Raw genomic sequence first — 23,605 nt, 5'->3', positions numbered from 1 at the left:
CCCCCCGGACATCGCACACACCGCTCGCGCCGCACGTCGCGGGTAGCCCCGCCTGCGGCGAGGGCCTTCCAGTGGCAAACTAGACGCTTCCCGATTCAGCGCGACTTGCGTGCGCATGCCTCATGTCCGATCGTCACGAAGCCCACCCGGCGCCACCCAGCCTCCGAATGGCCGCCAGCCTCGTCGTGCTGCGCGAGCGAGTCAGCGGCATGGAAGTCCTGCTGTTGCGACGCGCCGTACGCGCGAGCGACTTCAGTTCCGATGCCTACGTGTTCCCCGGCGGCGTCGTCGATGCTGCCGACCGGCTGGGCCACGTCGTGTGCGATGCCCTCGACGACGCGACGGCCAGTCAGCGTCTGCAACTGCCCGAGGGTGGCCTCGATTACTACGTGGCTGCCATGAGGGAATGCTTTGAGGAAACGGGCGTGTTGTTCGCCAACGATGGTTCTGGCGCCCCCGTCGACGAACGTCGCCTCGGCATCATGCGCGGTGAACGCGAGGCGTTGCACGAGGGGCGGGTCGATATTGCATCGCTATGCCACTCGTTCGACGTGCAGCTTGCCGCGCAACGTCTGCACTATCTGAGTCATTGGGTTACGCCACTCGGCTTGGCAAAGCGTTTTGACACGCGGTTCTTTCTGGCGATGCTGCCCGAGGGCCAACAGGTCGAAGTCGATCAGATCGAGACGGCGGCGCACCGATGGATGCGCCCCCGGTACGCCCTCACGCATGCCGATCAACTTCGTCTGCTGCCGCCTACGCGCAAACTGCTGCAATGGCTGGAGGGCATGGGCACCAGGGAGCAGGCGATAGCCGCCGCAGCGGCACTGAAAGGGATACCGCGCATTCAGCCGCGTCTTGCCAGCGGCAAACGGGGTCACTGGCCGGTCACACCGGACGAACCGGCCTGGGCTGAATTGACCCTGACCGATCCGCACGAACAAGGCACGGGCAGCTACGAGATTGTGCCAGGGCGGGTGGTGACGCTGATGCCCGGCATGCTGCGTCTGACCGCACCGAATCCGGGCATGATGACCGGCCCCGGCACGAATACGTATCTGGTGGGCGGTGGTTCGGACAACGCGTGGGCGGTGATCGATCCGGGCCCCGATGACCCGGCGCACATCGACGCAATCCTGGGCGCCGCTCGCGGCCCCGTCCGGCAGATTTTCGTCACCCATACGCACCGCGATCATTCACCCGGCGCGCGCCTGTTGAAAGCGCGGACGGGGGCAACGACCTATGGCATGCGTGCGCGTCATGACGAAGGGCAAGACATCGCGTTCGTGCCTGACGTAACGCTGGCAGACGGCGACGCCGTGACGTTGCCGGACGGCCGTATCCTGCGCGCGATTCATACACCGGGGCATGCGACCAATCATCTTTGCTATGCGTTGGAAGGCGCGAAGCTGGTCTTCACCGGCGACCACGTCATGCAGGGCTCGACAGTCGTCATCAACCCGCCTGACGGGCATATGGCGACCTATCTGGCGTCGCTTGAGAAACTGGCCGCGCTTGCGCCCGAGTGGCTCGCCCCGGGGCATGGCTTTGTGATGGATCAGCCGGCGCAACGAATTGCCCGGCTCATCGCGCATCGGCTCGCGCGCGAGTCGCGCGCGCTCGATGCGCTTGCGCAGACAGGGCCGGCGACGATCGAGACGCTCATACCGATGGTGTATGCGGATGTGCCCGTGTCACGGCACGCCGTTGCCCGGCGCTCCTTGCAGGCGCATCTGGAGAAACTGGCGGAGGACGGTCTCGCTTCGGTATCGGCAGACGGTCGATGGCGGCGACATGCCGGTGCCGCGACGAGGAATTGAGACTGCCCCCAGCTGGCATCACTCGTACGAATCGTCGCCGAGCAACTCGTCGACGATGCGCTCTCCGGCCTTACGCCCGGCCATCTCCGCGTCGACACGATTGTCGCGGTGCCCATCGGGGGATCGCACCTCAGGCCCCTCCGGTTTGCCGTGTTTGATGACCTGCACCAGATAGTCCCACGGCCCGGCGTACTCCTTCTGAAAGGCGCGCACGCGAACTTGATAACCTGCGCGGTATTCGTAGACTTGCTCATGCGATGCGTAGTTCATAACAGACTCCGGTTGGCGGGATGCAGGAAACGGCATGTCGAATGGGGTGGCTCGTGTTCGGCGCGAAAGGGTTGACTCGCGTGGGCTCAGGGCACATCGATGACGATGGGCTCGGTGCGCACACCACTGGCAATCGCGTTGGCGGCAAGCTCGACAATCTCGTCTTCGGCATCCATGAACTGATCGAAGAGTGCTTCGCCGCTGGCGTCGGCTTTTGCGAGACGATTGAGTGCGGCCCGCCCGATCTGGCAGTTGAAAACGCTGCCATCGACGTTGACGTAAAAACGCACGAACTCACCGTCGTTTCCGAGTCCGATGCCGCCATGCAGGAAGGAACTCATTGCCGTCTCCGCTGTGTCCTGAAAGTCGAAAAACACCCTACGCTTTCGAAAAGCGTAGCACGTTCGAATTCAATAGGTGGCATCGGCACATTTCACCTGGAATGCGGCGGAGGGCGGCGCAGACGAAAAAAGACCCACCTGGGGGGTGGGTCTCGAAACCGGGTCGCATGGGGCACCATGACCACCCGGGAAGACAGGGTCATGAAAACATGACGAGATCATTATGGACGGCCTCGCTCGCATTGGCGGCCGACGTCGAACGCAGGATTAGACATAGATCAAACTTTGTCAGCCTTTGCTCAGGGGGCGCCTCCCCGCCAAGCGATGCCATGAATCGCTCTCATACGACATCGCGCCCTCAGGCGGCCAGTCAACCTGGCCGAATTATTCTCACCGGAGTGCTTTATGTACGAAGACGAAGTCAAAAAATGACGTGGCTGGCTGAATGCCCGACACATGAATTTCTTGGAAATTTTCCCTGACCGGGAGAGAACTTGACGCGAACAACGCTACGAACCACAAGGGAATTTTGGGGTGACCGATGGGACTCGAACCCACGACGACTGGAATCAAAATTCAGTGATCAAACCTCATTTTTCCATTTTATTTCAAGTTCTTAGCAACACCGATTTGTCAATCGCATCGCCGAATCGTGGCACGGTGCGACAAGGGTTTGCGGGCGATCGTTGACAAGAAATCACGACGATTTCGCCTTCCTTTCCGGCGCTGCGTTGGCCCAAGCGGCCATGGACCCTGCATCCGGCAGCGTCACGAAAGACCGCGCCTCATCCGTCGATCGAGCGCCAAGCCAGTCGCCATAGTCGGCCGTGTCGTTTATCGTGCCTCATGCGGTATGACTCCTCAGCATTTCGTCAACGGGCCATTGGCGTCCCGCCCTGTAACCGACCAGAATTCAAGCGCCAGCCTTGGATAGTCAATGGGGCCACACCATGGCCCGCTGCAACGCTATCGAAAGTAGTGCAGAGAAGCTGCATCCCGCTTCTTTTGAGCTTCCATGTAGTCAAAATCAGCTGCAGAAAACTCGGCGCTCCCTAACAGGGACGTTGATACTTGAAGCGTCGCCATATCCACCGACAATGAAGGACTGCCATGCCGGAACACGTTGTCGTCATCAAATACAACGTAATCGTACTTCTCCGCAATTTCTGATATTAGCCGCTCGATGGATGACTGCTGTCGCTCGGCCTCATAGCAAACCTCGCTCATGACTGTCGTGATGTGAAGCTGCACATCCGCACAAACATCGTCGGGGAATGCGGCGAGGATGTTTTCCGCGAACACAGCGTGGTCGGCTTCGGGTTGCAAGTGTGCAAGAATTGCCCGAGCTGTTTGATTACCTCTGTATATCACTGCGACCCCAAGACACGGCCCACATCCGATAGTCGATGCCCTTGGAAAGCTCTCGCGCGTGTCAGACAGTAAAAGTGCCTGCCCCATGCCGACCAACCCTAATTCAATATTACTTGGCGATGGAGTGCCAACAACAAGATTGGCGTTTGATGCGAGCCCGTCGAATGGGCCATTAGCTTGACGGGGCGCACAAGCCTCAAGTCTGCTGGGGGATATTACGCTAGAGATAACTATTGCTGTGGGAACACGACTCGTGAACATACGAGATCAAATCAGTTAATGGGCAATAGCGGAAGAATACCTCCACATGGGAAGTGCGGCACAAAATTGGCATCACCAGGATGGCTGGCCGTAACACGCCAATGTTTGCCCACTGGATCTGGGGAAGCCCCATTTTCATACAGTATTCTGTGCTAGTTTCCCTCCCCCGAAGTCACCGAGGGAGGCCGCCACGCGAGACCCGCACACCACCAGATTCATCGTCGTCCCGTTCCGCAGAGGGTCTCGGTGGACTGCTCCCCGTAGAGGTTCGGCCGGCCGGGACAAGCGTCGGCGCCGTGCGCGTTGCCCACTCGATGCGCGACCGGCAATCGGAGTCGCAGCCTATGAGGTGATGGTTGATCCCGAGACAGGCGCGATGGAAGCGCCCAAGGTGCTTTTCCAGCACGGACGGATTCCTGCACTCGATGAGTATGTCGCGGCGTAGAGGAGGGAAAATATGCCTCTCAATCCCCGATCGTCAGACCTGCCCATCGACCAACTGCGCAGCTTGTGGCTCACCAACCGGAATCCAGACATACGGCGCGTGATCGAGGAAGTCGTCAATGGGGTTTGGGGAGCAATGGAACAGGGAAGTCAGTTAAGCGTACGCGGCCATTATTGAAGCTGCTCGACGAGTGTTGCGCCGATCGGTTCCTACTTCTTCCTGCCCTCCCGAAACCCGGGCGCTGAGGTTGCCCAGAAGATGATGTTGGCTCCCAGATAATTGACTGCGAAATCAGTTTGCTCCGCCTTTCCGGCCCGCTTGCCGGTCCGAGGGTCGCGATAGTTCAAGTCAGGCTCCTGAACTGCCATGGCGACCAGATCGAGTCGTCCCTTGTACCGGTTAAAGAACGGATAGGCGTTATGCATCTGCCCCGGCTTGTAGGGCAGGACATCGGGCCCGCCAAGGCCGATGTGATGCGCGGCTGCGAATTCAAAGGTCCGTTCCATATAGCGATGGCTATTGTTCCATTCGCAGGGCCAGAAGTTGACGTACTGGACCACCGCGCTTTGCCGGAATACCTTCCTCGCGTACGCCATATTGTCGATGGTCGCCTGAAAGTAGCCGTCGCAAGTGAAATCGCCGTGGTCCTTTCGATCGGCGACATCGATCGCGGTCTCGGGGAGATTGATGCCTCGGATGCGGCCGTCGAAGTGTTCCGCCAACGCTTTAAGCAGCGCCTGGTACCGTTCGCGTAAGTGTGGATTCCATTGTTTTGATGCCCAGCCTGTCTCGCCAGATGCATCGCCCTGTTTGACCAATCCGCCACCATAAACCGGATCCTCCAGGAGATACTGGGGAATGCGTCGTGCATCTATTGAGAAGAATCGGTCCTGCAATTGAATGAAGAGCCGCTTGTGAAGCGACTGGAGATGGGCCAGATCCTTTTCGATTGGCGAGAAGTCGTACACGCCTTTGCTTTTTTCCAGCATGCGCCACGGGTAGACGATTTGCGCTCCACTAATGTCGGGCCGGTTCAGCAGCGTTTTCACCGAATCGAAATCTCCGGCCGACGTGTAGATGTAGTTTTCAACGGCTCCTGCTGTGTACGAACAGAGCATCAAAGTCAACGCGAGCAGGCCTGATGGCATCATTTTCCCGTACTTCATAGTTCATTCCCTCTTGTTAAAGGGCGCAGTTCTCCGCGGGCAACCGATTCCGGCACTGAGAATGAATAGCGCCCAAGCATGTTGATGTGCTCGTGGCCGAACGGTGACCGCCGGACTTCGTCCTCAGGCCGTACCGAATAGTCCTCGCTGCGCAACTGCGTCAGCACCGCGTCCATGTACAACGTATTCCACAGCACGATCATGTTCACGACCAGGCCGAGCGTGCTCAACTGGTCTTCCTGCCCTTCGCGGTAGCGTTGGAACAGTTCGCCGCGCTTGCCGTGGAAGACATCGCGTGCCAAGCTGGTCGGACGCTTACCGACCTGCAAGGTACGCATGATTCCCATCGCGGGTAATAGGCCGAGCTTGAGCGAGCCGATCAGGCGCAGCACGTCGTCCCAATGCCGCGTGATGCGGTCGAGATTCACCCGCTGCCGTGCCAGCGCATTGAGTTTGCCGTAGTCGGCCTGGGCGTCGACACGCTAGAAACGCGTGCCGCCGATATCGGCCAGACGCGGGCGGAAGCGGTAGCCCAGTAGCCGGAACAGGCCGAATACCACGTCGCTGTACGCGCCGGTCTCGGTCATGATTTGCGTGGGCTGCAACTCGCTCCGCTGCTCCAGCACGACGGCCATGAGCACTAGGCTGTCGCGCAGCGTGCCGGGGACTGTGATCGCGTTCAGCCCGGTACCCTGATCCGACAACAAGTTGTACCAGGTGACGCCGCGCCCACGATTGAAGTATTTCGGGTTCGGCGCGGCGTGAATGGTGCGCACCTGTACCACGAAACGCATCGGTGGGCAGAGGCCACGTCGCCACCGCCCCAAGTGCGTGCCAGCGCGATGCGGTTCTGCGCAGCAACCAGTACGGCATTGCAAGCGATCAGCGATGGCGGTTCATCCAGCGCCTCCAAGGGACTGAGCACCAGTTCGGTCCTGTCGCCAACCGTCTCGAAACGCACGGCGTCGTTCTCGGGCAGTCGCGCGGCGACGCGTCGGTAGGTCTCGTCCAGTCTGATCCGCATGCGCACCCGCGAAGGCATGGCCATCGCACGCGCCAAGGGAAAACTGCGGGGAAAGCGACCCAAGCTTTCCATCAAACAGCAAAAGGAATTATGTCGACTGCATGACGATGGCAATCATTCCGTCAGCGATCTGGCCGAGTTGTTTTCCGTTTCCCGCCCAACCGTCTATCGAACCCTCACTCGTCTACCCGGAGGGGCATAGCACGTCCCCTGCAGGCGGCATCCTCCGGAAACTTTACGTCTCAGGCGCGTTCGAGCTTAACTGACTTCCCTGTTTCATTGCTCCCCTGCCCCGAAATCCAGCGTGCAAGACGGATGAATCACGCCTTTCCCGCTCCCCAATAGTAGACAGCGCATCTCATTCCGAAACCGGGTGAGTGCCCGACGCGAAACTTGACCGGACGGCCTTGAGCTGAATAAACCGCTCATAGGCCCACACCAGAACCAGACACATCACCATCCAGATCAGCCAAGGGACCAAGTCGCGAATCAGCCCTTGCCACGCCAGACCACCAACTACCTGGTCCATTACGAGTTGCCTGAGCAAGCGACCCTGGCTCGCCAGTAGCAGCAATGCCATCACCAAGCCACGCGCAATCAGACTTTGCCGCTTCAACATCGGGCGAATGAGTCCATATAACAGAACCAGCCCGATACCCACTTCGATCGACGTGAGCGCAGCCAAAAGGGTCACGGACAGGGAATAACTCGGCCCCATCGGCTGACCAGCGAGCCATTTTTCCAAGATGTCCACGTCCAGTACGTGCAGGGTGAACCCCGTCAGGCAGGTCAAGGCAGCGGTGAGCGCATACGCAACCTTTCGATGCATTCCCATAGGACGACTCCATTCCGATTGGAACAATAGTGTTTTCGCAGTCTGATCCGCTTGGGTTCTCCGGACCAAATCTAGAGCGAGTTTTTCGGCGTTGCGGGTCAAGCTGCCCCGGGTAAAAACACCAGTTGTCGGGCGAATTCGGCTGGTGCCAGCTCTTTGAGAGCTGAGTGAGGCCGACTCTCGTTATCGTCCTGGCGCCACGCTTCGATGATCGCCTTTGCTTCGTGCAGCATCTCGAACCAATGCAAGTTCAAACATTCGTCGCGGAATGATCCGTTAAACGTCTCAATGTGGCAATTATCCGTCGGCTTTCCCGGGCGACTGAAGTCAATTCTCGACATGTGGTGATACGCCCACATGTCGAGCAAGCGCCCGGAAAATTCGCTGCCGTTGTCCACGAAAATATGTCGTGGGGCGCCGCGCCTGGCAGCGATACGATTGAGTGCCGACACCACATGCTCGCCCCTCAACCGCTGTCCGACTTCGATGGCCAGCGCTTCTTTCGTAAACACGTCCACGACCGTCAATGTGCGGAACTTCGACCCGTCTGCGAGTTGGTCTGAGACGAAATCCATACTCCAGGCGTCGTTCGGTTTGCCTGGCACAATCTTCTGCACACGGGTGACGACCATCTTGCGTCGCTTGGGCAGTTTTGAGCGTAACTGCAGTTGCTCTTCGCAGTACAGCCGGTATGCCTGATCCCGGCCCAACTGCCAGCCTTCGCGCCGTAGCAGCACGTGTACACGCCGGTAGCCGTAACGCACCCGCGTATAGGCAAGCTCTCGCATGCGTGCACGGAGCGCCGGCCGAGGGTCTTTCACGCTTTGGTAATACTGCACGCTGCGGGGTTGCTTGACTAGCCGACAGGCCCGCCTCATCGTTAATCCATAGTGGCTTATCACGTAATCCACCACGTCTTTCCTCAGCGCGGGCCGGACCATACATTTTTTGAGGCGATGTCCTGCAGAATGGCCTTGTCCAGACTTAGCTCAGCAACCAACCTCTTGAGCCGTGCGTTCTCTTCCTGCAACTGTTTGAGTTCGCGCACCTGATCGGACTGCATACCGGCATATTGCTTTTTCCATCGGTAGAACGTCTGTTCAGAAATACCGACGTGCCGGATGAGATCGGCGACCGGCACGCCCAATTCCGCTTGCTTCAGTACCGCCACAATCTGTTCGACTGAAAAGCGCTTGCGTTTCATGGCAAACCCCTCCTTTTTCCAAGGGTAAAGTTTGCCGAAAGACGAACATTCCAGGTGGTCCGGATTTCTCAATGCAGATCAGCACCGTGTTGCTCCTCAAGCGAACTTTCGTAACTTCCGGCCAGTTCAGCCAACGGCGCTTCTAAAGAGGCTCCGTGCCACTCTGTCACTGACTGGCTGTGAGCAACACTCACTAAGTCCGTCACATCTCTCAGGATTTCGGTGATGTGGCACGGAAGGTGTGATTCGCCATAGAAGATCTTGTCAAATGTGGCATGGCGGCGGGTGCACAGGCGAATGAGGGCCGCTGACATGCGTTCCAGCTGTTCATTATCAGGTGAAGGCTCCGCCGTTCCGGCAAGAAAAGCAGATACTGAGGAGCTTAACGACACATGACCCGCACCGAAATTCAACTGCCGGTGTAGATACAAGATCGCCGACCTCACCCGTTCAAGGAAAAATACATTCCCCGAGAAATCGTGAACTATGTTGCGAACGATTTTGGTGTCCTCAGCGCGCTGATCGCGGAGAGAGCCGCCGTCATGGTTTCGTGCATACGCTCGGACATCATGGCCAGTTCTTAAGATCGGCATGACAGCTCCTTTTTTGAAAATGGATAGGCACCGTCCATAGACTACGGCCTGCCCAAGTTTCGTCTACTACATTTCGCTCATGAGACGCTTGGCAACGGCGTTAGGCATGCCGGCGGTGGGCCTTGCAGAGTAGACAATCGCTTACCCCAGGCTGGCCGCTCGGTGGAAGCCAAAGCACCTTCAAGTGAGCAGATCCGCGTCGGCGCGGCGGCGATAAATAGCCCGTATCCCTCTTCCCCGATCTGATCAGGATCTCGGGTCTGCTCTCTTGAGGGTGAGCGATGGAATTAGGGGGCTGCAGTCACTGAACAGTCCGGCTTCGGCTTCCCGTTTGAAAACCACACAAGACATGTGATCAATCGGTTCGAAGCTGTGTCTATATACGCAACCATCGCGCCACCAGCATTACCGCTCGGCGTCATTCCGAGCGGTACTACGGAGCTTGTTGAAATAGGCGGGGGCTTGTGTGGCTCGGGAATGGGCGGAGGCGCGATCATTTGAGCGTCGGACGCAGCAAATGCCGCGGAGCAACCGAGAAGACACAGTGCCGCAATCGTTGATTTGAACATGCATTTCCCCGTAGAAGTTTTGATTCTTGTGGAATGAACGGTCGCGATTTGTAGGGCAATTAGCAGACGAATTTCAACAGCTTGCACATAGAGCGGCTCGAAAACCGAGCAGAGCCATTAACCGCTCCACGGCGAGCTTCGCATGCAAGACCCAATCTGCGCATCCACCATTTGAGTGATGCGGTTACACGCGCAGCGGTTGGGGGTGTGTACGGCAGGGTGTGCAGTTTGCATGGATCGCGTCGTTCGATCGAGCAGTGCGAGCGGAATGGGGTGATCCGGAGAAGCGAGCGTCATATCTGATCACCGGCCACCCAGCGTACTTCACGCTGAACGACGGAAGACCTGGGGCGATCACAGAAAAGCTCGAGCGCCGAGAGGCGGACGTGTTCGACTTTGCGGCACACGCAGACCCGGGCACAACGATGCGGTACTACGATCGCAGACGCGTGAAAAAGGCGTCACCGACGAAGTGAGCAAATTGACAAACGGGGATTTCGTTGAAAAACGAAGTGGTTATTACCGGGAAAAACAAGGAGTTTTGGGGTGACCGATGGGACTCGAACCCACGACGACTGGAATCACAATCCAGGACTCTACCAACTGAGCTACGGCCACCGCCGTGATCAGCAACTTGACTTGCTTGCTGAACAGAAACAAGATTATAGCGACGTTTTTATTGCGTTGCCAAGCACTTTTTTCACTGCTTCGAAATATTTCTTCGCTCTCGTGCACGATCGATGCGCGACATCGTCATCTAACGCGGCAAACGCTCGCAAAGCACGTTCGTTCGCCGCCCCAGGATCACGCTGCTGCGAACGACTCCGCATCGTCTCGCTCGGAAACCGCGCCCGCACGCAACTGCTCACGCGCCTCTTCGAACGCGCCGATACCCGCCTTCAGACGCTTCGGATCGGATAGCACACGACGCCACCCACGCGCGCCCGGCACACCTCGATACAGACCCAACGCATGACGCGTGATCGCGCCAAGATACTTGCCCTTCTCCACTTGCGCCGCGGCGTACTCGATCAGCGCGTCTTCCACTTCCTCGCGTGATTTCACCGGCGACGTGTCGCCATAGAAGCGCGCGTCGACGTGCGCCAGTACGTAGGGATTGTGATACGCCTCCCGGCCCAGCATCACACCGTCGACATGCTGCAAATGCAGTTCGACTTCATCGAGCGTCTTCACACCGCCGTTAATCAGAATTTCGAGCTGTGGGAAGACTTGCTTGAGACGATACGCATAGTCGTACTTGAGCGGCGGAATCTCGCGATTCTCCTTCGGGCTCAATCCCTTCAGAATGGCATTGCGCGCATGAACGATGAACGTCGTGCAACCGGCCTCTGCAATCTTGCCAACGAAGTCCTCGACGAACGAGAACGACTCGACGTCGTCGATCCCGATGCGATGCTTGACCGTCACCGGCACCTGCACCACGTCGCGCATCGCTTTCACGCAGTCGGCCACCAGTTCCGGCTCGGCCATCAGACAAGCGCCGAACGCACCGCGCTGCACGCGCTCCGACGGACAACCGCAGTTCAGGTTGATCTCGTCATACCCCCACTGCTCGCCCAGCGTCGCAGCGCGCGCGAGATCCTGCGGCTCACTGCCGCCAAGCTGTAGCGCAACGGGATGCTCCACGGCATCGAAGTCGAGATGGCGCGCGACGTCGCCGTGCAGCAGCGCACCGGTCGTGACCATCTCGGTATACAGCCACGTATGGCGCGAAAGCTGGCGATGAAAGACGCGACAGCTCGAATCCGTCCAATCCATCATCGGCGCGACACTGACGCGGCGGGCAGGCAATCTCATGCAATTTCCTCAGATACGGCAAACGCCATCTTGTCCTGGCAAGACGGCGTCTCTTCATCAACAAAACACGAAGTATACGTCATGCCCTCGACACCCGCCCGGACGGGGCAAACCGCATGAGCCCTGCCCCACAAGCCGTGGCCCCGGTTTTCCACGCGACACGTCGACGCCCCAGGAGTACACTTTCGCCTTCCTCCAATAACCTCGATGCAGCACAAGGAGACACCGGCATGGCACCGAAGGATCTGTTGCAGGCACTTATCGTCGTACTCGCCTGGGGCGTGAACTTCGTCGTCATCAAGGTCGGCCTGCATGGCGTGCCGCCGATGTTGCTGGGCGCCCTCCGATTCCTGCTCGCCGCCTTCCCTGCGATCTTCTTTGTCAAACGTCCGCAGGTGCCCTGGCGCTGGCTGATCGCCTACGGCATCACGATTTCGTTCGGGCAATTCGCACTGTTGTTTACCGCGATGTACGTCGGTATGCCCGCCGGCCTCGCGTCACTCGTGCTTCAGGCGCAGGCGTTCTTCACGTTGGGGCTCGCTGTGCTGTACCTCGGAGAACGCTTTCGCGCGCAGAACGTCTTCGGCCTGCTCATCGCAGCAGCGGGCCTCGCAGTCATCGGCATGCACGGCGGCGGCGCGATGACGCCACTCGGTTTCGTGCTCACGCTCTGCGCGTCGCTTAGCTGGGCGACAGGCAACGTCATCACGAAAAAGATCGGCAATGTCGATCTCGTCGGCCTCGTGGTCTGGGCCAGCCTGATTCCGCCGATTCCGTTCGCGCTGCTCTCTTATTGGTTCGAAGGCCCGCAGCAAATCGCCAACTCGCTGTCGCATATCTCCGCGGCCTCGATCTTCGCCATCGCCTATCTCGCCTTCATCGCAACGCTCGTCGGCTATTCGCTGTGGGGCCGCCTGATGACGCGCTACCCCGCCAGTCAGGTCGCGCCGTTCTCGCTGCTCGTGCCGATCATCGGCCTTGCATCCGCCGCGCTGCTGCTCGACGAACAACTGGCCGAAGCACAAATCGCAGGGGCCGCACTGGTGATGACCGGCCTCGTGGTGAACGTCTTCGGCGCGAAGATCAAACAGCGCCTGCTACCGGCTTCGCGCTAGCGAGCCGCATGTGTAGCAGCGGGAACGGGCGGCCCTGCCCGTCGAGTTCCGATCGCCCCATCACCTCGAACCCTTCGCGCAGATAGAACGCCAGCGCCTGCGGGTTCTGCTCGTTCACGTCAACACTCGTGCAACCCAGTTCACGCACGGCATAGGCTAGCAACGCAGCGCCGATGCCTTGTCTGCGCACGTCGGGCGCAACAAACAACATCTCCACATTGCCCTGCGTCACCCCCAGAAAACCGCGAAGGGCGCCAGCGTCGTCACGAAATACGCGCAGCGTGACCGCCCCCAGATAGTCATGACGAATGCGCGGGCGCAGCCAGGCGATATCGGCGTCGCCCAGGAAATCGTGCGTCGCGCGCACGGATACCTCCCAAAGCTCAACGATGGCGTCGAATTCCTTTTCGTTCGTGGTGAAGATGCCTGACATGGAAACCCGCAAGTGGATATGTCGAGAGACGCGCACGCGCACCCATCACAAAAATGCGCGACGGAGGCAAAACGCAAAAAGCCTGATTTCTTGTAGAAATCAGGCTTTCGAATTTGGTTGCGGGGACAGGATTTGAACCTGTGACCTTCGGGTTATGAGCCCGACGAGCTGCCAGACTGCTCCACCCCGCGTCTGAAGAATTGAATTATATGGCAATTGCCATCGCAGTGCAACATAACTGACCGATTATTTTTCTGGCGCAGGTCTGGGAGCCGAGGGAAAACCGTCACATGTGCCTCAACACGGGTTACCCCAACGCGCCGTTGGCCTTGCCGCACAGCGTGCGTTGCCGATGATACACTCGCAGCAACCATGAACCGACGTCCTCTCATCCAATTCTGTTCCGCCTGCGGCCACCCGGTCGAGTTGCGCATTCCGCCCGGCGATAATCGCGAGCGGCATGTCTGCACCCATTGCGGCACCATCCACTATCAGAACCCGCGCAACGTGCTCGGCACAGTGCCTGTGTGGGGCGATCAGGTGCTGCTTTGCAAACGCGCCATCGAGCCGCGTCTCGGTTACTGGACGCTACCCGCAGGCTTCATGGAAATTGGCGAGACGACGTCACAGGCTGCCGCTCGCGAGACACTCGAAGAAGCCGGCGCCGTCGTCGAAGTCGGCGCCCTCTTCTCGCTGCTCAACGTACCGCATGTGAATCAGGTTCATATCTTCTATCTGGCACAGATGTGCGAGCCGCAGTTCGCCGCCGGCGAAGAGAGCCTCGAAGTCGCCCTGTTTTCGGAAGACGAGATCCCTTGGGACGAGATCGCCTTCCCGACCGTGGCGAAGACCCTGCGCTTCTTCTTCGAAGACCGTCGTGCAGGGGCGTTCGGCGTACACCTCGAAGCGTCGCAAGACGAAGCCGCCGTGCCGGGGGCACCGGTACCGTCGCTGCCCGTCAATACAGCGCACACCGAGGACATCCTCACACCGATGCTGCGTGTCTGAGCGCACACTCATCGCGCGTCGCATGAAGCCGACCGCCGCTCCGGAGCGCTAACCTCACCATGGTCGTCTGGCTCGAAGCAAACGATCCGTTCCCGCCGGTGGACGAAGCGCTCGACGCATCGAGCGAGGCGCCGGGGCTGCTCGCGGCCGGACTCGACCTCTCTGCACAACGTCTGCTCGCCGCCTACCGGCAGGGCATCTTCCCGTGGTACTCACAGGGCCAGCCCGTTCTCTGGTGGAGCCCCGACCCGCGCATGGTGTTGCGCCCCGAGAACTTCGTCGTCAGCCATAACTTCCGTAAATTGCTGCGCCGCGTGCTACGCGACGACGCCTGGGAGATCCGCCTGGACGTCGACTTTGCCGCAGTCATGCAGGCATGCGCTCAGGCACCGCGTCGCGGCCAGGACGGCACATGGATCACGCCAGCCATCGTTGCCGCCTACCGTGCGCTGCACGGCACCGGGCTCGCCCACAGCGTGGAAACCTTCTATGACGGCGAGCGTGTCGGTGGCCTTTACGGCGTGGCAATCGGCCGCATGTTCTACGGCGAATCGATGTTCGCCAAGCGCACCGATGCGTCGAAAATCGCGCTTGCCGCGCTCGTCGCGTTTGCACGCACACACGCAATAGAGGTGATAGACTGCCAGCAAAGTACCGCACATCTGGCGTCGCTCGGCGGCGGCGAAATTCCGCGCCAGGCATTTCTCGCGCACGTGAAGACGGCGGTCATGGCCCCCGCGCCGGTCTGGCGCCTGGACAAACAGGTGCTTAGCGCACTGGTCTACGGTAACGCAGCAGATAAGGCTCACGAGGTTTCCCAGTGACCCATCCGAACGAACTGCCGCTCTCTCCGCTGTCTGCCCTTCAGTTCTACGCAACGGCGCCGTATCCCTGCAGCTATCTCGACAATCACACGGCCCGCTCGCAGGTCGCCACGCCCAGCCATCTGATCAATTCGGACGTCTATAGCGAACTCGTTCGCTCCGGCTTTCGCCGCAGCGGTGTCTTCACGTATCGCCCGTACTGTGACGGCTGCCGCGCGTGCGTGCCGGTGCGCGTGCCGATCGCGCGCTTCGTGCCGAACCGCACGCAGCGCCGCATCTGGAGACGCCACGCAGGCCTCGCCGTCAACGTATCGGGTCTGCATTACACCGAAGAGCATTACCAGCTCTATATGCGCTATCAGTCGCGGCGCCATGCGGGCGGCGGCATGGACCACGACAGCCGCGAGCAATACGAGCAATTCCTGCTGCAAAGCCGCGTGAACTCCCGTCTGGTGGAATTCCGCGAGCCGCCCGGCCATCAGGGTGCAGGCGCACTGCGCATGATCAGCATGGTGGACATCTTGAGCGACGGCCTGTCGTCGGTCTACACGTTCTTCGAGCCCGACGTCGAAGGCGCGTCGTACGGCACGTACAACATCCTGTGGCAGATCGAACAGGCGCGCGCCCTCGGGCTGCCGCACGTCTATCTCGGCTACTGGATTCAGGCGAGCCGCAAGATGGTGTACAAGGCCAACTTCCGGCCGCTGCAAGGCCTGCTCGACGGTCAATGGCAAGACATGCCGGAAGCCATACTCGACGCCGCCGGCCAATAGCCCCAGTCACGCCAGTAGTGCGCATCGCGCTCATCCATCCCCCGGCACTGCCCAAAACAAGAGTACGCAGAGCGTAGAAAAAGACGCGCTCTGCGACCGGGATACCGGTAAAATGGCGACTTTCCGATTCTGCCGAACCCGACATCGTGCTTGCGCCCCTCTACCCTCTGGCTCGTCGCGCCTTGTTCTGCCTCGATGCGGAACAAGCCCACCATCTGACGCTGGCCACGCTGCGCACCGCCACCTCGCTCGGACTGACCGGCCTCATTGGTCAGACGCTGCCCGAAGATCCGCGTACGGTCATGGGTATCCGCTTTCCAAACCCCATCGGTCTTGCCGCCGGCCTCGACAAGGACGGCCGTTGCATCGACGGCCTCGCCGCGCTGGGTTTCGGTTTCGTGGAAGTGGGCACGGTCACGCCGCGCCCGCAGCCGGGCAATCCGAAGCCTCGCATATTCCGTCTGCCGCAAGCCGAAGCCATCATCAACCGCATGGGCTTCAACAACGGCGGCGTCGAGCAGTTTCTTCAGAACGTGCAGTCGGCGCGCTACAAAGGACCGTTGGGCCTGAACATCGGCAAGAACGCCGACACACCGATCGAGCGCGCGGTCGACGACTATCTCATCTGTCTCGAGAAGGTGTATCCGTACGCCACGTATGTAACGGTCAACATTTCGTCGCCCAACACCAAGAATCTGCGCCAATTGCAGGGCGCCGGCGAACTCGACGCTCTGCTCGGCAAGCTCAAGGACAAGCAGCGCGAACTGTCCGATCGTCACGGCAAGTACGTGCCGATCGCACTCAAGATCGCGCCGGATCTCGACGACGAACAGATCAAGGTCATCGCCGATACGCTCACGCGTCACGGCTTCGACGGCGTGATCGCCACCAACACGACGCTCTCGCGCGAAGCCGTGGCGGGCCTGCCGTACGCTAACGAAACGGGCGGCCTATCGGGACGCCCGGTGTTCGACGCCTCGAATCGTGTGATCCGTGCGCTCGCCACCGAACTGGGTGGCGCATTGCCGATCATCGGCGTCGGCGGCATTCTGTCGGGTGCCGACGCACGAGCCAAGCTCGATGCGGGGGCCAGCCTCGTTCAGATATACAGTGGTCTGATTTACCGCGGCCCCGAGCTGGTGCGAGAATGTGTGCAAGCGCTGCGTACGGCCTGACCGGCTGAACGTTGCCCCTTCATCTGTCTCAGGGAGACTTCATCATGAAAGCCTGGCTCAAGACGCTGTGCCTCGTACCACTGGCCGCCGCCGCACTCGTGGGCACCACGCCCGCCCGCGCGGCCGATCTGCTCGACACAGTGAAGTCTGCCGGTGTGCTGAAAATCGGCATCGAAGGCACTTACCCGCCGTTCAACTATCGCGGCACCGATGGTCAGCTCGACGGCTTCGATGTCGACGTTGCCAAGGCCGTCGCTCAGCGTCTCGGCGTGAAGCCCATGTTCGTGACGACGGAATGGAGCGGCATTATCGGTGGACTCGTGGCGGGCAAGTTCGACGTCATCGTCAACCAGGTCGCCATCACGGACGAGCGTAAGAAATCGCTCGACTTCAGCCAGCCGTACACCTACTCCGCCGCCCAGCTCATTCAACGCAAGGACGACAAGCGCGAATTCGCGTCGCTCGAAGCACTCAAAGGCCACAAGCTCGGCGTCAGCCTCGGCAGCAACTACGACAAGCTCGCGAAAGCGGTGCCCGGCATCGACGTGCGTACGTACCCTGGCGCCCCCGAGTATCTGCGCGATCTCGCCGCCAGTCGCGTCGATGCGGCCCTCAACGACCGTCTGATGCTAGCGTATCTGATCAAGACATCGAACCTGCCGCTGCGTCCGGGTGCCGTGCTGCAAGACACCAATCAATCGGTCGGCATTCCGTTCCGCAAGGGCAATCCGAAGTTCGCGAAGGCCATCGACGATGCGCTCTCGAGCATGAAGCAGGACGGCTCGCTCGCCAAGCTCGCGGAAAAGTGGTTTGGTGAGGACACGTCCAAGCCAGCGAAGTAATACGCAAGCCGCGCAGCGACACACTTCGGTCGCATCACGGCCGGCACTACGCAAATGATGCGAGTGCCGGCCGTCGTCTTTCCAGCTCACGATTCACCACCAGAAATCCCCCCATGAATCCACTCGAACTCGCCGCCCAATCCATGCCGGTGCTGTTGCAAGGCACCGTGCTCACGATCAAGTTCGCATTGATGTCGATGGTGTTCGGTCTGGCGATCGGCGTCATCGTGGCGATCATGGGTATCGGCAAGATCCGCGTGCTGCGCGGTATCGCCCGCGCCTACGTCAGCGTCATGCGCGGCACCCCGCTGCTCGTGCAGATCTTCGTGATCTATTACGGCCTGCCAGGCATCGGCATCTCGCTCGACCCGACACCAGCCGGTGTCCTCACGCTCAGCCTTAACGTTGGCGCGTACCTGTCGGAGAGCATGCGCGGCGCCCTCGAAGGCATGCCACGCGGCCAATGGCTGGCGGCGTACAGTCTCGGCCTGTCTTACTGGCAAACGCTGCGCTACGTCATCGCGCCGCAAGCCCTGCGCATGGCCGTGCCGAGCCTCGGCAATAGCCTTATCAGCCTGATCAAGGACACGTCGCTGGTCTCGGTCATTACGGTAACGGAGCTGTTGCGCTCCGCGCAGGAGGTCATCGCGTCGACGTATCAGCCATTGCCGCTCTATCTCGCGTGTGCTGCCATCTACTGGGTGCTGTCGACCGGATTGTCGGCGGTGCAGCGGCGCATCGAAAAGCGTCTCGCGCTACCCGCGCGAAGCTGAGTCTCACGGACACAAAAAAACCGGTGCCCCCTGCTGCCTGTCTCTGACATCCGGGGCCCGGCCTTCTTGCTGCCTCACTGGCGCATCATCACGCCACACTTATCGCGGTGCGCGACGCTCGCGATACATCGCACGGAACGTCTTGCCGCTCGGTGCAGGCATCTCACGTGTATCGGTCCAGCCGCCAGCGAACGGCAGCTTAGAGATGCTGCCGCGATCGCGCCCCATCCGCCGCAATGCCCAAGCGCCCAGCCTCGAGAGCGCTGCATACAGACGCGGGCGACGCGCAGCAAACGCCCACGCGGCGAGCGCCGCCCGCTCCTGCCACGGCCGCAGACCACGATCAACCTGACGCTCGCGCAGTTTGCGCAGCAGATCGGAAATCGGGATTCCCACCGGGCAGACGCGATTGCACTCACCACACAGCGTCGCCGCCTGCGGCAGATCGAGCGTCTTTTCGAGCCCGACGTAACTCGGCGTAAGCACCGATCCCATCGGCCCCGGATACACCCAACCGTAAGCATGACCGCCGATCTTCTGATAGACCGGACAATGGTTCATGCACGCGCCGCAGCGGATGCAGCGCAGCATCTCCTGGAACGCGCCGCCGATCAGACCCGAGCGGCCGCCATCCACCAGCACGAAGTACATGTGGTCGGGGCCATCGACCTCGCCCTCGGCTCGCGTGCCGGTCAGCAGCGAGAAGTAGTTCGATGTGCCCTGCCCGGTTGCCGAGCGCGGTAGCAGACGCATCGCCGTCGCCAGGTCCTCGAGCGTCGGCAACACCTTCTCAATACCCGTCACCGCCACGTGCACGCGCGGCATGATCGTGCACATGCCTTCGTTGCCCTCATTCGTCACCACGGCCACGGAACCGGTTTCTGCCACGAGGAAGTTGCCCCCCGTCACGCCCATGTCCGCCGAAAGGAACTGCGGGCGCAGCATCTCGCGGGCTTCGCGCGTCATCGCCGGAATTTCGGTCAGGCGCGGCTTGTGGTGAACGCGGGCGAACAGGTCGGCGACTTCATCCTTGTCCTTGTGCACCACCGGCGCAATGATGTGCGACGGCGGCTCGTTGTCGTTGATCTGAAGGATGTACTCGCCCAGGTCGGTCTCGACCGACTGCACGCCCATGTCCGCGAGCACCTTGTTGAGCTGCAACTCTTCCGTGACCATCGACTTCGATTTGATGACCTTCTTCACGTCGTGCTTGCGGGCGATCTCCGCAATCAGCCGCGCTGCATCCTGCGTCGATTCCGCGAACAGCACGGTCGCACCGCGTCGCGTGGCTTCGCGCTCGAAGATCTCCAGCCAGACGTCGAGCGTCTCAAGCCCGCGATTGCGGCGCTCCTTGAGCGCCTCGCGCGTCGCCTCGAAGTCGATCTCTTCGATGGCCGCGGCACGCGCCGTCACGAACTTGGTCGAGAGCTTCTTGAGATTGGCTTGCAAACGCTGGTCAGCTAGCTTCTGCCCGGCCCGCGCCTTGAATTGCATCGATTGAACTTGCATCGCGACTCACGAGAGGTGACGGCCGCCGGCGCGCATCACCGCGCGCACCAGCGTGATTGTCGGAAGGACTGCGGCGAACTCACGCATCGCCGGCGAGTACCTGAGCGATGTGCAGCACGCGCGTCTTGGTGTCGCCGGTGCGGCGCAGACGCCCTTCGATGTTGAGCATGCACCCGAGGTCGCCAAGCACCACTGCCGGCGCACCGCTCGCCGCGATATTGGCGCACTTCTCGTCGACGATGGCCGTCGAGATGTTGCCGTACTTGAGCGCAAAGGTACCCCCGAAGCCGCAGCAAGCCTGACAATCCTTCATCTCGGTCATCTTCACGCCAGGCATTTTTGCGAGCAATGCGCGCGGCTGTGCCTTGACGCCAAGCTCGCGCAGCCCCGAGCAAGCGTCGTGATAGGTGACTTCGCCGTTGTAATCGCCGGGCACCGTATCGACGTGCAGCACGTTGACGAGAAAATCGGTCAGCTCGAACACGCGGGGACGCAGCCGCTCGTAGCGCCCCATCAGTTCGGGGTCGTCGGCGAAGAGATCGCCGTAATGCGCCTTGACCATGCCGCCACACGACCCTGACGGCACGACGACATAGTCGAACGATTCGAATTCATCGAGAAATTTCTGAGCGAGATCGCGGGCGATGGCCCGTTCGCCAGAGTTATAGCCGGGCTGACCACAGCAGGTCTGGGAATTGGGAATCACGACCTCGCAGCCGGCCGTCTCGAGCAGCTTGAGTGTCGAGAAACCGATCTCCGGGCGCATCATGTCGATCAGACACGTGACAAAGAGTCCGACGCGCATTGGGGGAATCCTCTATTCGGGAATAATGCGCCATTATAAGTCGCTGGACCGAACCGGCCCAGCGTAGATTCCCGCATCTCGCGCAGATGGGCGCAGACACTCGCAGCCGACTAGGCCATGCGGGCGCCGGCGTGTGTATATGGACTCCAGGAATTCGCGCGTTCGGGCATCTGCCGGTTGCGGTACGATGCATCGCCCGTAGGAAATGTGGAGAGCGCTACCAGCGCCGAACGCATTGACGTGACCTCTTGCAAACGCGACAGCCGCTGCAGATCTCCTCTGAAATCGTCGAGCTTGCGTTCAACCCCACTGAAGCCCGACACCAGTGTTTCTTGCGTCGTGCTCAATGCCTGCGATTGCCGTCCGACATCGCTTTGCAACGCGCCCACTGTTCCTTGCAAGACGCGAACGTCGCCTCGCAGCGAGTCCACACTGGAAACGACGCCGCTCATTTGCTCCGCCATGGCGCTGACCCGGGCATCCGTGCCTTGCGTCTGGGTCCTCACGTCCTTCAGCAGATTCCACATCATGTCCTCACGTGCCAACGCGGCACGCCGGTCGCTGATATCCAAATACGTCTTCATCGTTGCCCCCTCCGTTTCAATGAGTTGCTTTGTACTCGCCAACAGACTCTCGACAGACTTCCACCCCCGCTCGCGGTCGAACCCGCGAATGCTTCCCAGACTGACGACACGAATCACTATCGCCAACACTACCCCGACGATGGCGAGCGTGCCGCTCGACGCAATCAGCGCCGCAATCGCAATGCCACCCGCTATGCAATACAGGACGGCCGAAATCGCAAAGCGCTTGCCGAAATGCTTCCTCTCCGGCCACACCTCCTTCGACCCGCACCTGATCGTCTCGCGTGCAGCGTTCAGGCACTGCTCGACTTCGGCCAGAACGTCCATACACTCCGCGCCGATCTTCGCGTACTCGGCTCTTTGCGCATCGGCGTCCTCAAAAGTCGCACTCCTGAGCGCCGTCGAGCGTTCAACCATCTCGCCGCATTTGTGCAGAATCTCCTCTTCTTTGCGCAGCGCATCCGCCAGATGCCCCAGGATCATCGAAAACCGCCTGGCAGACGGCGTGAGACTGTCGATATCGCGATCATGCAACTGCTCGCCAACCAGGAAGTACAACCCCTGACGGCTGGGGTTGGATGTGTAACGATAAAACCCATCCCAAAGTCCGCCTCCCCAGTAGCCTGAGGTCGCCTTCTTGTACGTCGACACAAATGCGCTCTCCAGCCTAGTGATCGACTCGCTGCTCAATCCCAACTGCGCCTTTGTATTAGCGATCTGCTGAAACTGCCGGACGATTTCCTCGTGCTTCTCGGCGATCGACTTTCCGCTCGTGGCGGCCTTCTGCTTCAACTCGCACTTCCCCTGCGACCATGGGGCCGCCGGCGCATAAACATACCCATACATTCCCAGCGCCTCCTTTATGGTGCTGACCACATCTTCCGATCCGGCCGGACACCGAATTAAATGGCAAGGGAATGATAGGCATGCGGGCGAAAGACCACTTTTGGTTTAGACCGGCAGTTACTGCGGCAACGACGCTTTCCTATAACACGCCCGTCAAGGCTCGCCGGACACACCAGATGCGTCAACCGTCGATTGCGCCAGCGCCTCGCAGAGCTGGATTTTTCGCAGAAGTCCTCTACGCGAACTCTGCGAATTTTTCACAATATGATATAGAATCGTCTCTATACGAAACTCGGCCCTACCCTATGAAAGACGAAAGCCATCAAGGCGCGGAGTCGCGCACGTCCATTCAGGTAATCGAGCGCATGATGCGTCTGCTCGATGCGCTTGCCGGCCATGCCGATCCCGTCAGCCTCAAGGAACTGGCGCAAGCCACCGAACTTCATCCGTCGACCGCACACCGCATCCTGAACGACATGGTGGCTTGCCGCTTTGTCGATCGTTGTGACCCGGGCACGTACCGTCTCGGCATGCGCCTGCTCGAGCTCGGCAATCTGGTCAAAGCGCGCCTGTCGGTACGCGATGCCGCGCTCGCGCCGATGCGAGGCCTGCATCGCGTCACCGGTCAAACGGTCAATCTGTCGGTGCGCCAGGGCGATGAAATCGTCTACATCGAGCGTGCCTATAGCGAACGCTCGGGCATGCAGGTGGTGCGCGCCATCGGCGGTCATGCGCCGTTGCATCTCACCTCGGTCGGTAAGCTCTTCCTCGCCGCCGACGAAGCCTCGCGCGTGCGCGCCTACGCTGCGCGCACCGGTCTGTCTGGACACACACGCAATAGCATCACCGATCTGCAAAAGCTCGAGCGTGAGCTGAACCACGTGCGCAAGTCGGGCTATGCACGCGATAACGAGGAACTCGAACTGGGTGTGCGATGCATTGCGGCAGGGATCTACGACGATAGCGGTAAGCTCGTTGCGGGGCTTTCGCTGTCTGCGCCGGCCGATCGGTTGCAGGACGCGTGGCTCGCCAACCTGAACGAGACAGCGTTGCACATTTCGACGTCGCTGGGCTTTCACGCGCCGAACCCGGATGCTGGTGGCGGCGGTGTGTCGCAGAGCGCCACGGCCGAATAATAAAAGGCGCTCCCGAGGGAGCGCCTTTTGTTTTGCAGTTGGCGCGACATGCGCCGCGCAACTTA

22 protein-coding genes, 2 tRNA genes and 1 pseudogene are annotated in these 23,605 nt (G+C 60.3%); 10 read left to right on the top strand and 15 right to left on the bottom strand.

The window, feature by feature from the left end; all coding sequences use genetic code 11:
- Window positions 1-122: 122 nt before the first annotated feature.
- Window positions 123-1,820 (top strand): MBL fold metallo-hydrolase, encoded by a 1,698-nt coding sequence (locus PHO31112_RS05980; protein WP_150619642.1) that lies wholly within the window; start codon window positions 123-125, stop codon window positions 1,818-1,820.
- Window positions 1,821-1,838: 18 nt separating this feature from the next.
- Here the strand turns inward: PHO31112_RS05980 and PHO31112_RS05975 are convergent, their stop codons facing one another.
- From PHO31112_RS05975 to PHO31112_RS05950, 5 genes and pseudogenes are all read right to left on the bottom strand, one after another.
- The gene (locus tag PHO31112_RS05975) at window positions 1,839-2,090 is read right to left on the bottom strand and encodes a hypothetical protein (RefSeq protein WP_150619641.1); all 252 of its coding nucleotides are present in this window, start codon (window positions 2,088-2,090) and stop codon (window positions 1,839-1,841) included.
- Window positions 2,091-2,176: 86 nt separating this feature from the next.
- Entirely contained in the window at window positions 2,177-2,431 is a 255-nt protein-coding gene (locus PHO31112_RS05970; protein ID WP_150619640.1) for a DUF1488 family protein, read from the bottom strand.
- Between the two features lie 966 nt (window positions 2,432-3,397).
- Entirely contained in the window at window positions 3,398-3,757 is a 360-nt protein-coding gene (locus tag PHO31112_RS05965; protein ID WP_150619639.1) for a hypothetical protein, read from the bottom strand.
- Between the two features lie 960 nt (window positions 3,758-4,717).
- A complete protein-coding gene (locus tag PHO31112_RS05955; RefSeq protein ID WP_246177771.1) occupies window positions 4,718-5,674 on the bottom strand; it encodes a hypothetical protein in 957 nt (318 codons plus the stop codon).
- Window positions 5,671-6,686, bottom strand: a pseudogene (locus PHO31112_RS05950) (Tn3 family transposase); the annotation flags it as partial. The pseudogene PHO31112_RS05950 and the gene PHO31112_RS05955, both read right to left, overlap by 4 nt.
- A 10-nt stretch (window positions 6,687-6,696) precedes the next feature.
- Here PHO31112_RS05950 and PHO31112_RS28125 point away from each other — a divergent pair.
- Window positions 6,697-6,900 carry a helix-turn-helix domain-containing protein gene (locus tag PHO31112_RS28125; protein ID WP_150619638.1) on the top strand — a complete coding sequence of 68 codons (204 nt, stop codon included), beginning with the start codon at window positions 6,697-6,699 and terminating at the stop codon, window positions 6,898-6,900.
- Window positions 6,901-7,056: 156 nt separating this feature from the next.
- On the opposite strand, the gene PHO31112_RS05940 is transcribed toward PHO31112_RS28125, so the two are convergent.
- The 5 genes from PHO31112_RS05940 to dusA form a co-directional block, all read right to left on the bottom strand.
- On the bottom strand, window positions 7,057-7,533 hold the full coding sequence (locus tag PHO31112_RS05940) for a hypothetical protein (protein WP_150619637.1): 477 nt from the start codon (window positions 7,531-7,533) through the stop codon (window positions 7,057-7,059).
- 98 nt (window positions 7,534-7,631) lie between these two features.
- Window positions 7,632-8,737 (bottom strand): IS3 family transposase gene (locus tag PHO31112_RS05935; RefSeq protein WP_150619636.1). Its coding sequence is split into 2 segments (ribosomal slippage): window positions 7,632-8,471 and window positions 8,474-8,737, totalling 1,104 coding nucleotides; the frame shifts between segments, so codons are not numbered across the junction.
- A gap of 68 nt (window positions 8,738-8,805) precedes the next feature.
- Entirely contained in the window at window positions 8,806-9,330 is a 525-nt protein-coding gene (locus PHO31112_RS05930; RefSeq protein ID WP_150619635.1) for a hypothetical protein, read from the bottom strand.
- Window positions 9,331-10,441: 1,111 nt separating this feature from the next.
- Window positions 10,442-10,517, bottom strand: a tRNA-His gene (locus PHO31112_RS05925).
- Between the two features lie 186 nt (window positions 10,518-10,703).
- Window positions 10,704-11,717, bottom strand: a complete 1,014-nt coding sequence (dusA, locus tag PHO31112_RS05920) for a tRNA dihydrouridine(20/20a) synthase DusA (RefSeq protein ID WP_150619634.1) — start codon at window positions 11,715-11,717, stop codon at window positions 10,704-10,706.
- A 230-nt stretch (window positions 11,718-11,947) separates the two neighbouring features.
- Here dusA and PHO31112_RS05915 point away from each other — a divergent pair, with 230 nt between their 5' ends.
- On the top strand, window positions 11,948-12,832 hold the full coding sequence (locus tag PHO31112_RS05915) for an EamA family transporter (protein WP_150619633.1): 885 nt from the start codon (window positions 11,948-11,950) through the stop codon (window positions 12,830-12,832).
- Here the strand turns inward: PHO31112_RS05915 and PHO31112_RS05910 are convergent.
- Both PHO31112_RS05910 and PHO31112_RS05905 read right to left on the bottom strand, forming a co-directional pair.
- Window positions 12,801-13,265, bottom strand: coding sequence for a GNAT family N-acetyltransferase (locus PHO31112_RS05910; protein ID WP_150619632.1), 465 nt, complete (start codon window positions 13,263-13,265; stop codon window positions 12,801-12,803). The two genes, PHO31112_RS05915 and PHO31112_RS05910, sit on opposite strands and share 32 nt — an antisense overlap.
- A gap of 114 nt (window positions 13,266-13,379) precedes the next feature.
- Window positions 13,380-13,456, bottom strand: a tRNA-Met gene (locus tag PHO31112_RS05905).
- Between the two features lie 199 nt (window positions 13,457-13,655).
- Between PHO31112_RS05905 and PHO31112_RS05900 the strand changes: the two genes are divergently transcribed.
- The 6 genes from PHO31112_RS05900 (at window position 13,656) to PHO31112_RS05875 (ending at window position 18,660) form a co-directional block, all read left to right on the top strand.
- The gene (locus PHO31112_RS05900) at window positions 13,656-14,273 is read left to right on the top strand and encodes an NUDIX hydrolase (protein ID WP_246177792.1); all 618 of its coding nucleotides are present in this window, start codon (window positions 13,656-13,658) and stop codon (window positions 14,271-14,273) included.
- A 59-nt stretch (window positions 14,274-14,332) separates the two neighbouring features.
- A complete protein-coding gene (aat, locus tag PHO31112_RS05895; RefSeq protein ID WP_150619630.1) occupies window positions 14,333-15,097 on the top strand; it encodes a leucyl/phenylalanyl-tRNA--protein transferase in 765 nt (254 codons plus the stop codon).
- Window positions 15,094-15,870, top strand: coding sequence for an arginyltransferase (locus PHO31112_RS05890; RefSeq protein WP_150619629.1), 777 nt, complete (start codon window positions 15,094-15,096; stop codon window positions 15,868-15,870). The genes aat and PHO31112_RS05890 overlap by 4 nt, the downstream gene beginning before the upstream one ends.
- 146 nt (window positions 15,871-16,016) lie before the next feature.
- Window positions 16,017-17,045: a quinone-dependent dihydroorotate dehydrogenase gene (locus PHO31112_RS05885; protein WP_150619628.1), complete on the top strand. Its 1,029-nt coding sequence runs from the start codon at window positions 16,017-16,019 to the stop codon at window positions 17,043-17,045.
- Between the two features lie 44 nt (window positions 17,046-17,089).
- Window positions 17,090-17,887: a transporter substrate-binding domain-containing protein gene (locus tag PHO31112_RS05880; RefSeq protein ID WP_150619627.1), complete on the top strand. Its 798-nt coding sequence runs from the start codon at window positions 17,090-17,092 to the stop codon at window positions 17,885-17,887.
- A 113-nt stretch (window positions 17,888-18,000) separates the two neighbouring features.
- Complete coding sequence (locus tag PHO31112_RS05875) at window positions 18,001-18,660, top strand: amino acid ABC transporter permease (RefSeq protein WP_150619626.1); 660 nt, start codon at window positions 18,001-18,003, stop codon at window positions 18,658-18,660.
- A 99-nt stretch (window positions 18,661-18,759) separates the two neighbouring features.
- Here PHO31112_RS05875 and PHO31112_RS05870 read toward each other — a convergent pair whose 3' ends face one another.
- From PHO31112_RS05870 to PHO31112_RS05860, 3 genes are all read right to left on the bottom strand, one after another.
- Window positions 18,760-20,169 (bottom strand): lactate utilization protein B, encoded by a 1,410-nt coding sequence (locus tag PHO31112_RS05870; protein WP_150619625.1) that lies wholly within the window; start codon window positions 20,167-20,169, stop codon window positions 18,760-18,762.
- A gap of 79 nt (window positions 20,170-20,248) precedes the next feature.
- Window positions 20,249-20,974, bottom strand: a complete 726-nt coding sequence (locus PHO31112_RS05865) for a (Fe-S)-binding protein (protein WP_010807259.1) — start codon at window positions 20,972-20,974, stop codon at window positions 20,249-20,251.
- 110 nt (window positions 20,975-21,084) lie between these two features.
- Window positions 21,085-22,434: a hypothetical protein gene (locus PHO31112_RS05860; protein ID WP_150619624.1), complete on the bottom strand. Its 1,350-nt coding sequence runs from the start codon at window positions 22,432-22,434 to the stop codon at window positions 21,085-21,087.
- A 275-nt stretch (window positions 22,435-22,709) separates the two neighbouring features.
- Between PHO31112_RS05860 and PHO31112_RS05855 the strand changes: the two genes are divergently transcribed.
- Window positions 22,710-23,540, top strand: a complete 831-nt coding sequence (locus PHO31112_RS05855) for an IclR family transcriptional regulator (RefSeq protein WP_150619623.1) — start codon at window positions 22,710-22,712, stop codon at window positions 23,538-23,540.
- Window positions 23,541-23,605 lie beyond the last annotated feature (65 nt).

It is taken from the genome of Pandoraea horticolens, from assembly GCF_902459555.1.
Classification (GTDB): domain Bacteria; phylum Pseudomonadota; class Gammaproteobacteria; order Burkholderiales; family Burkholderiaceae; genus Pandoraea; species Pandoraea horticolens.
This window is presented reverse-complemented; position numbering and strand designations above follow the sequence as displayed.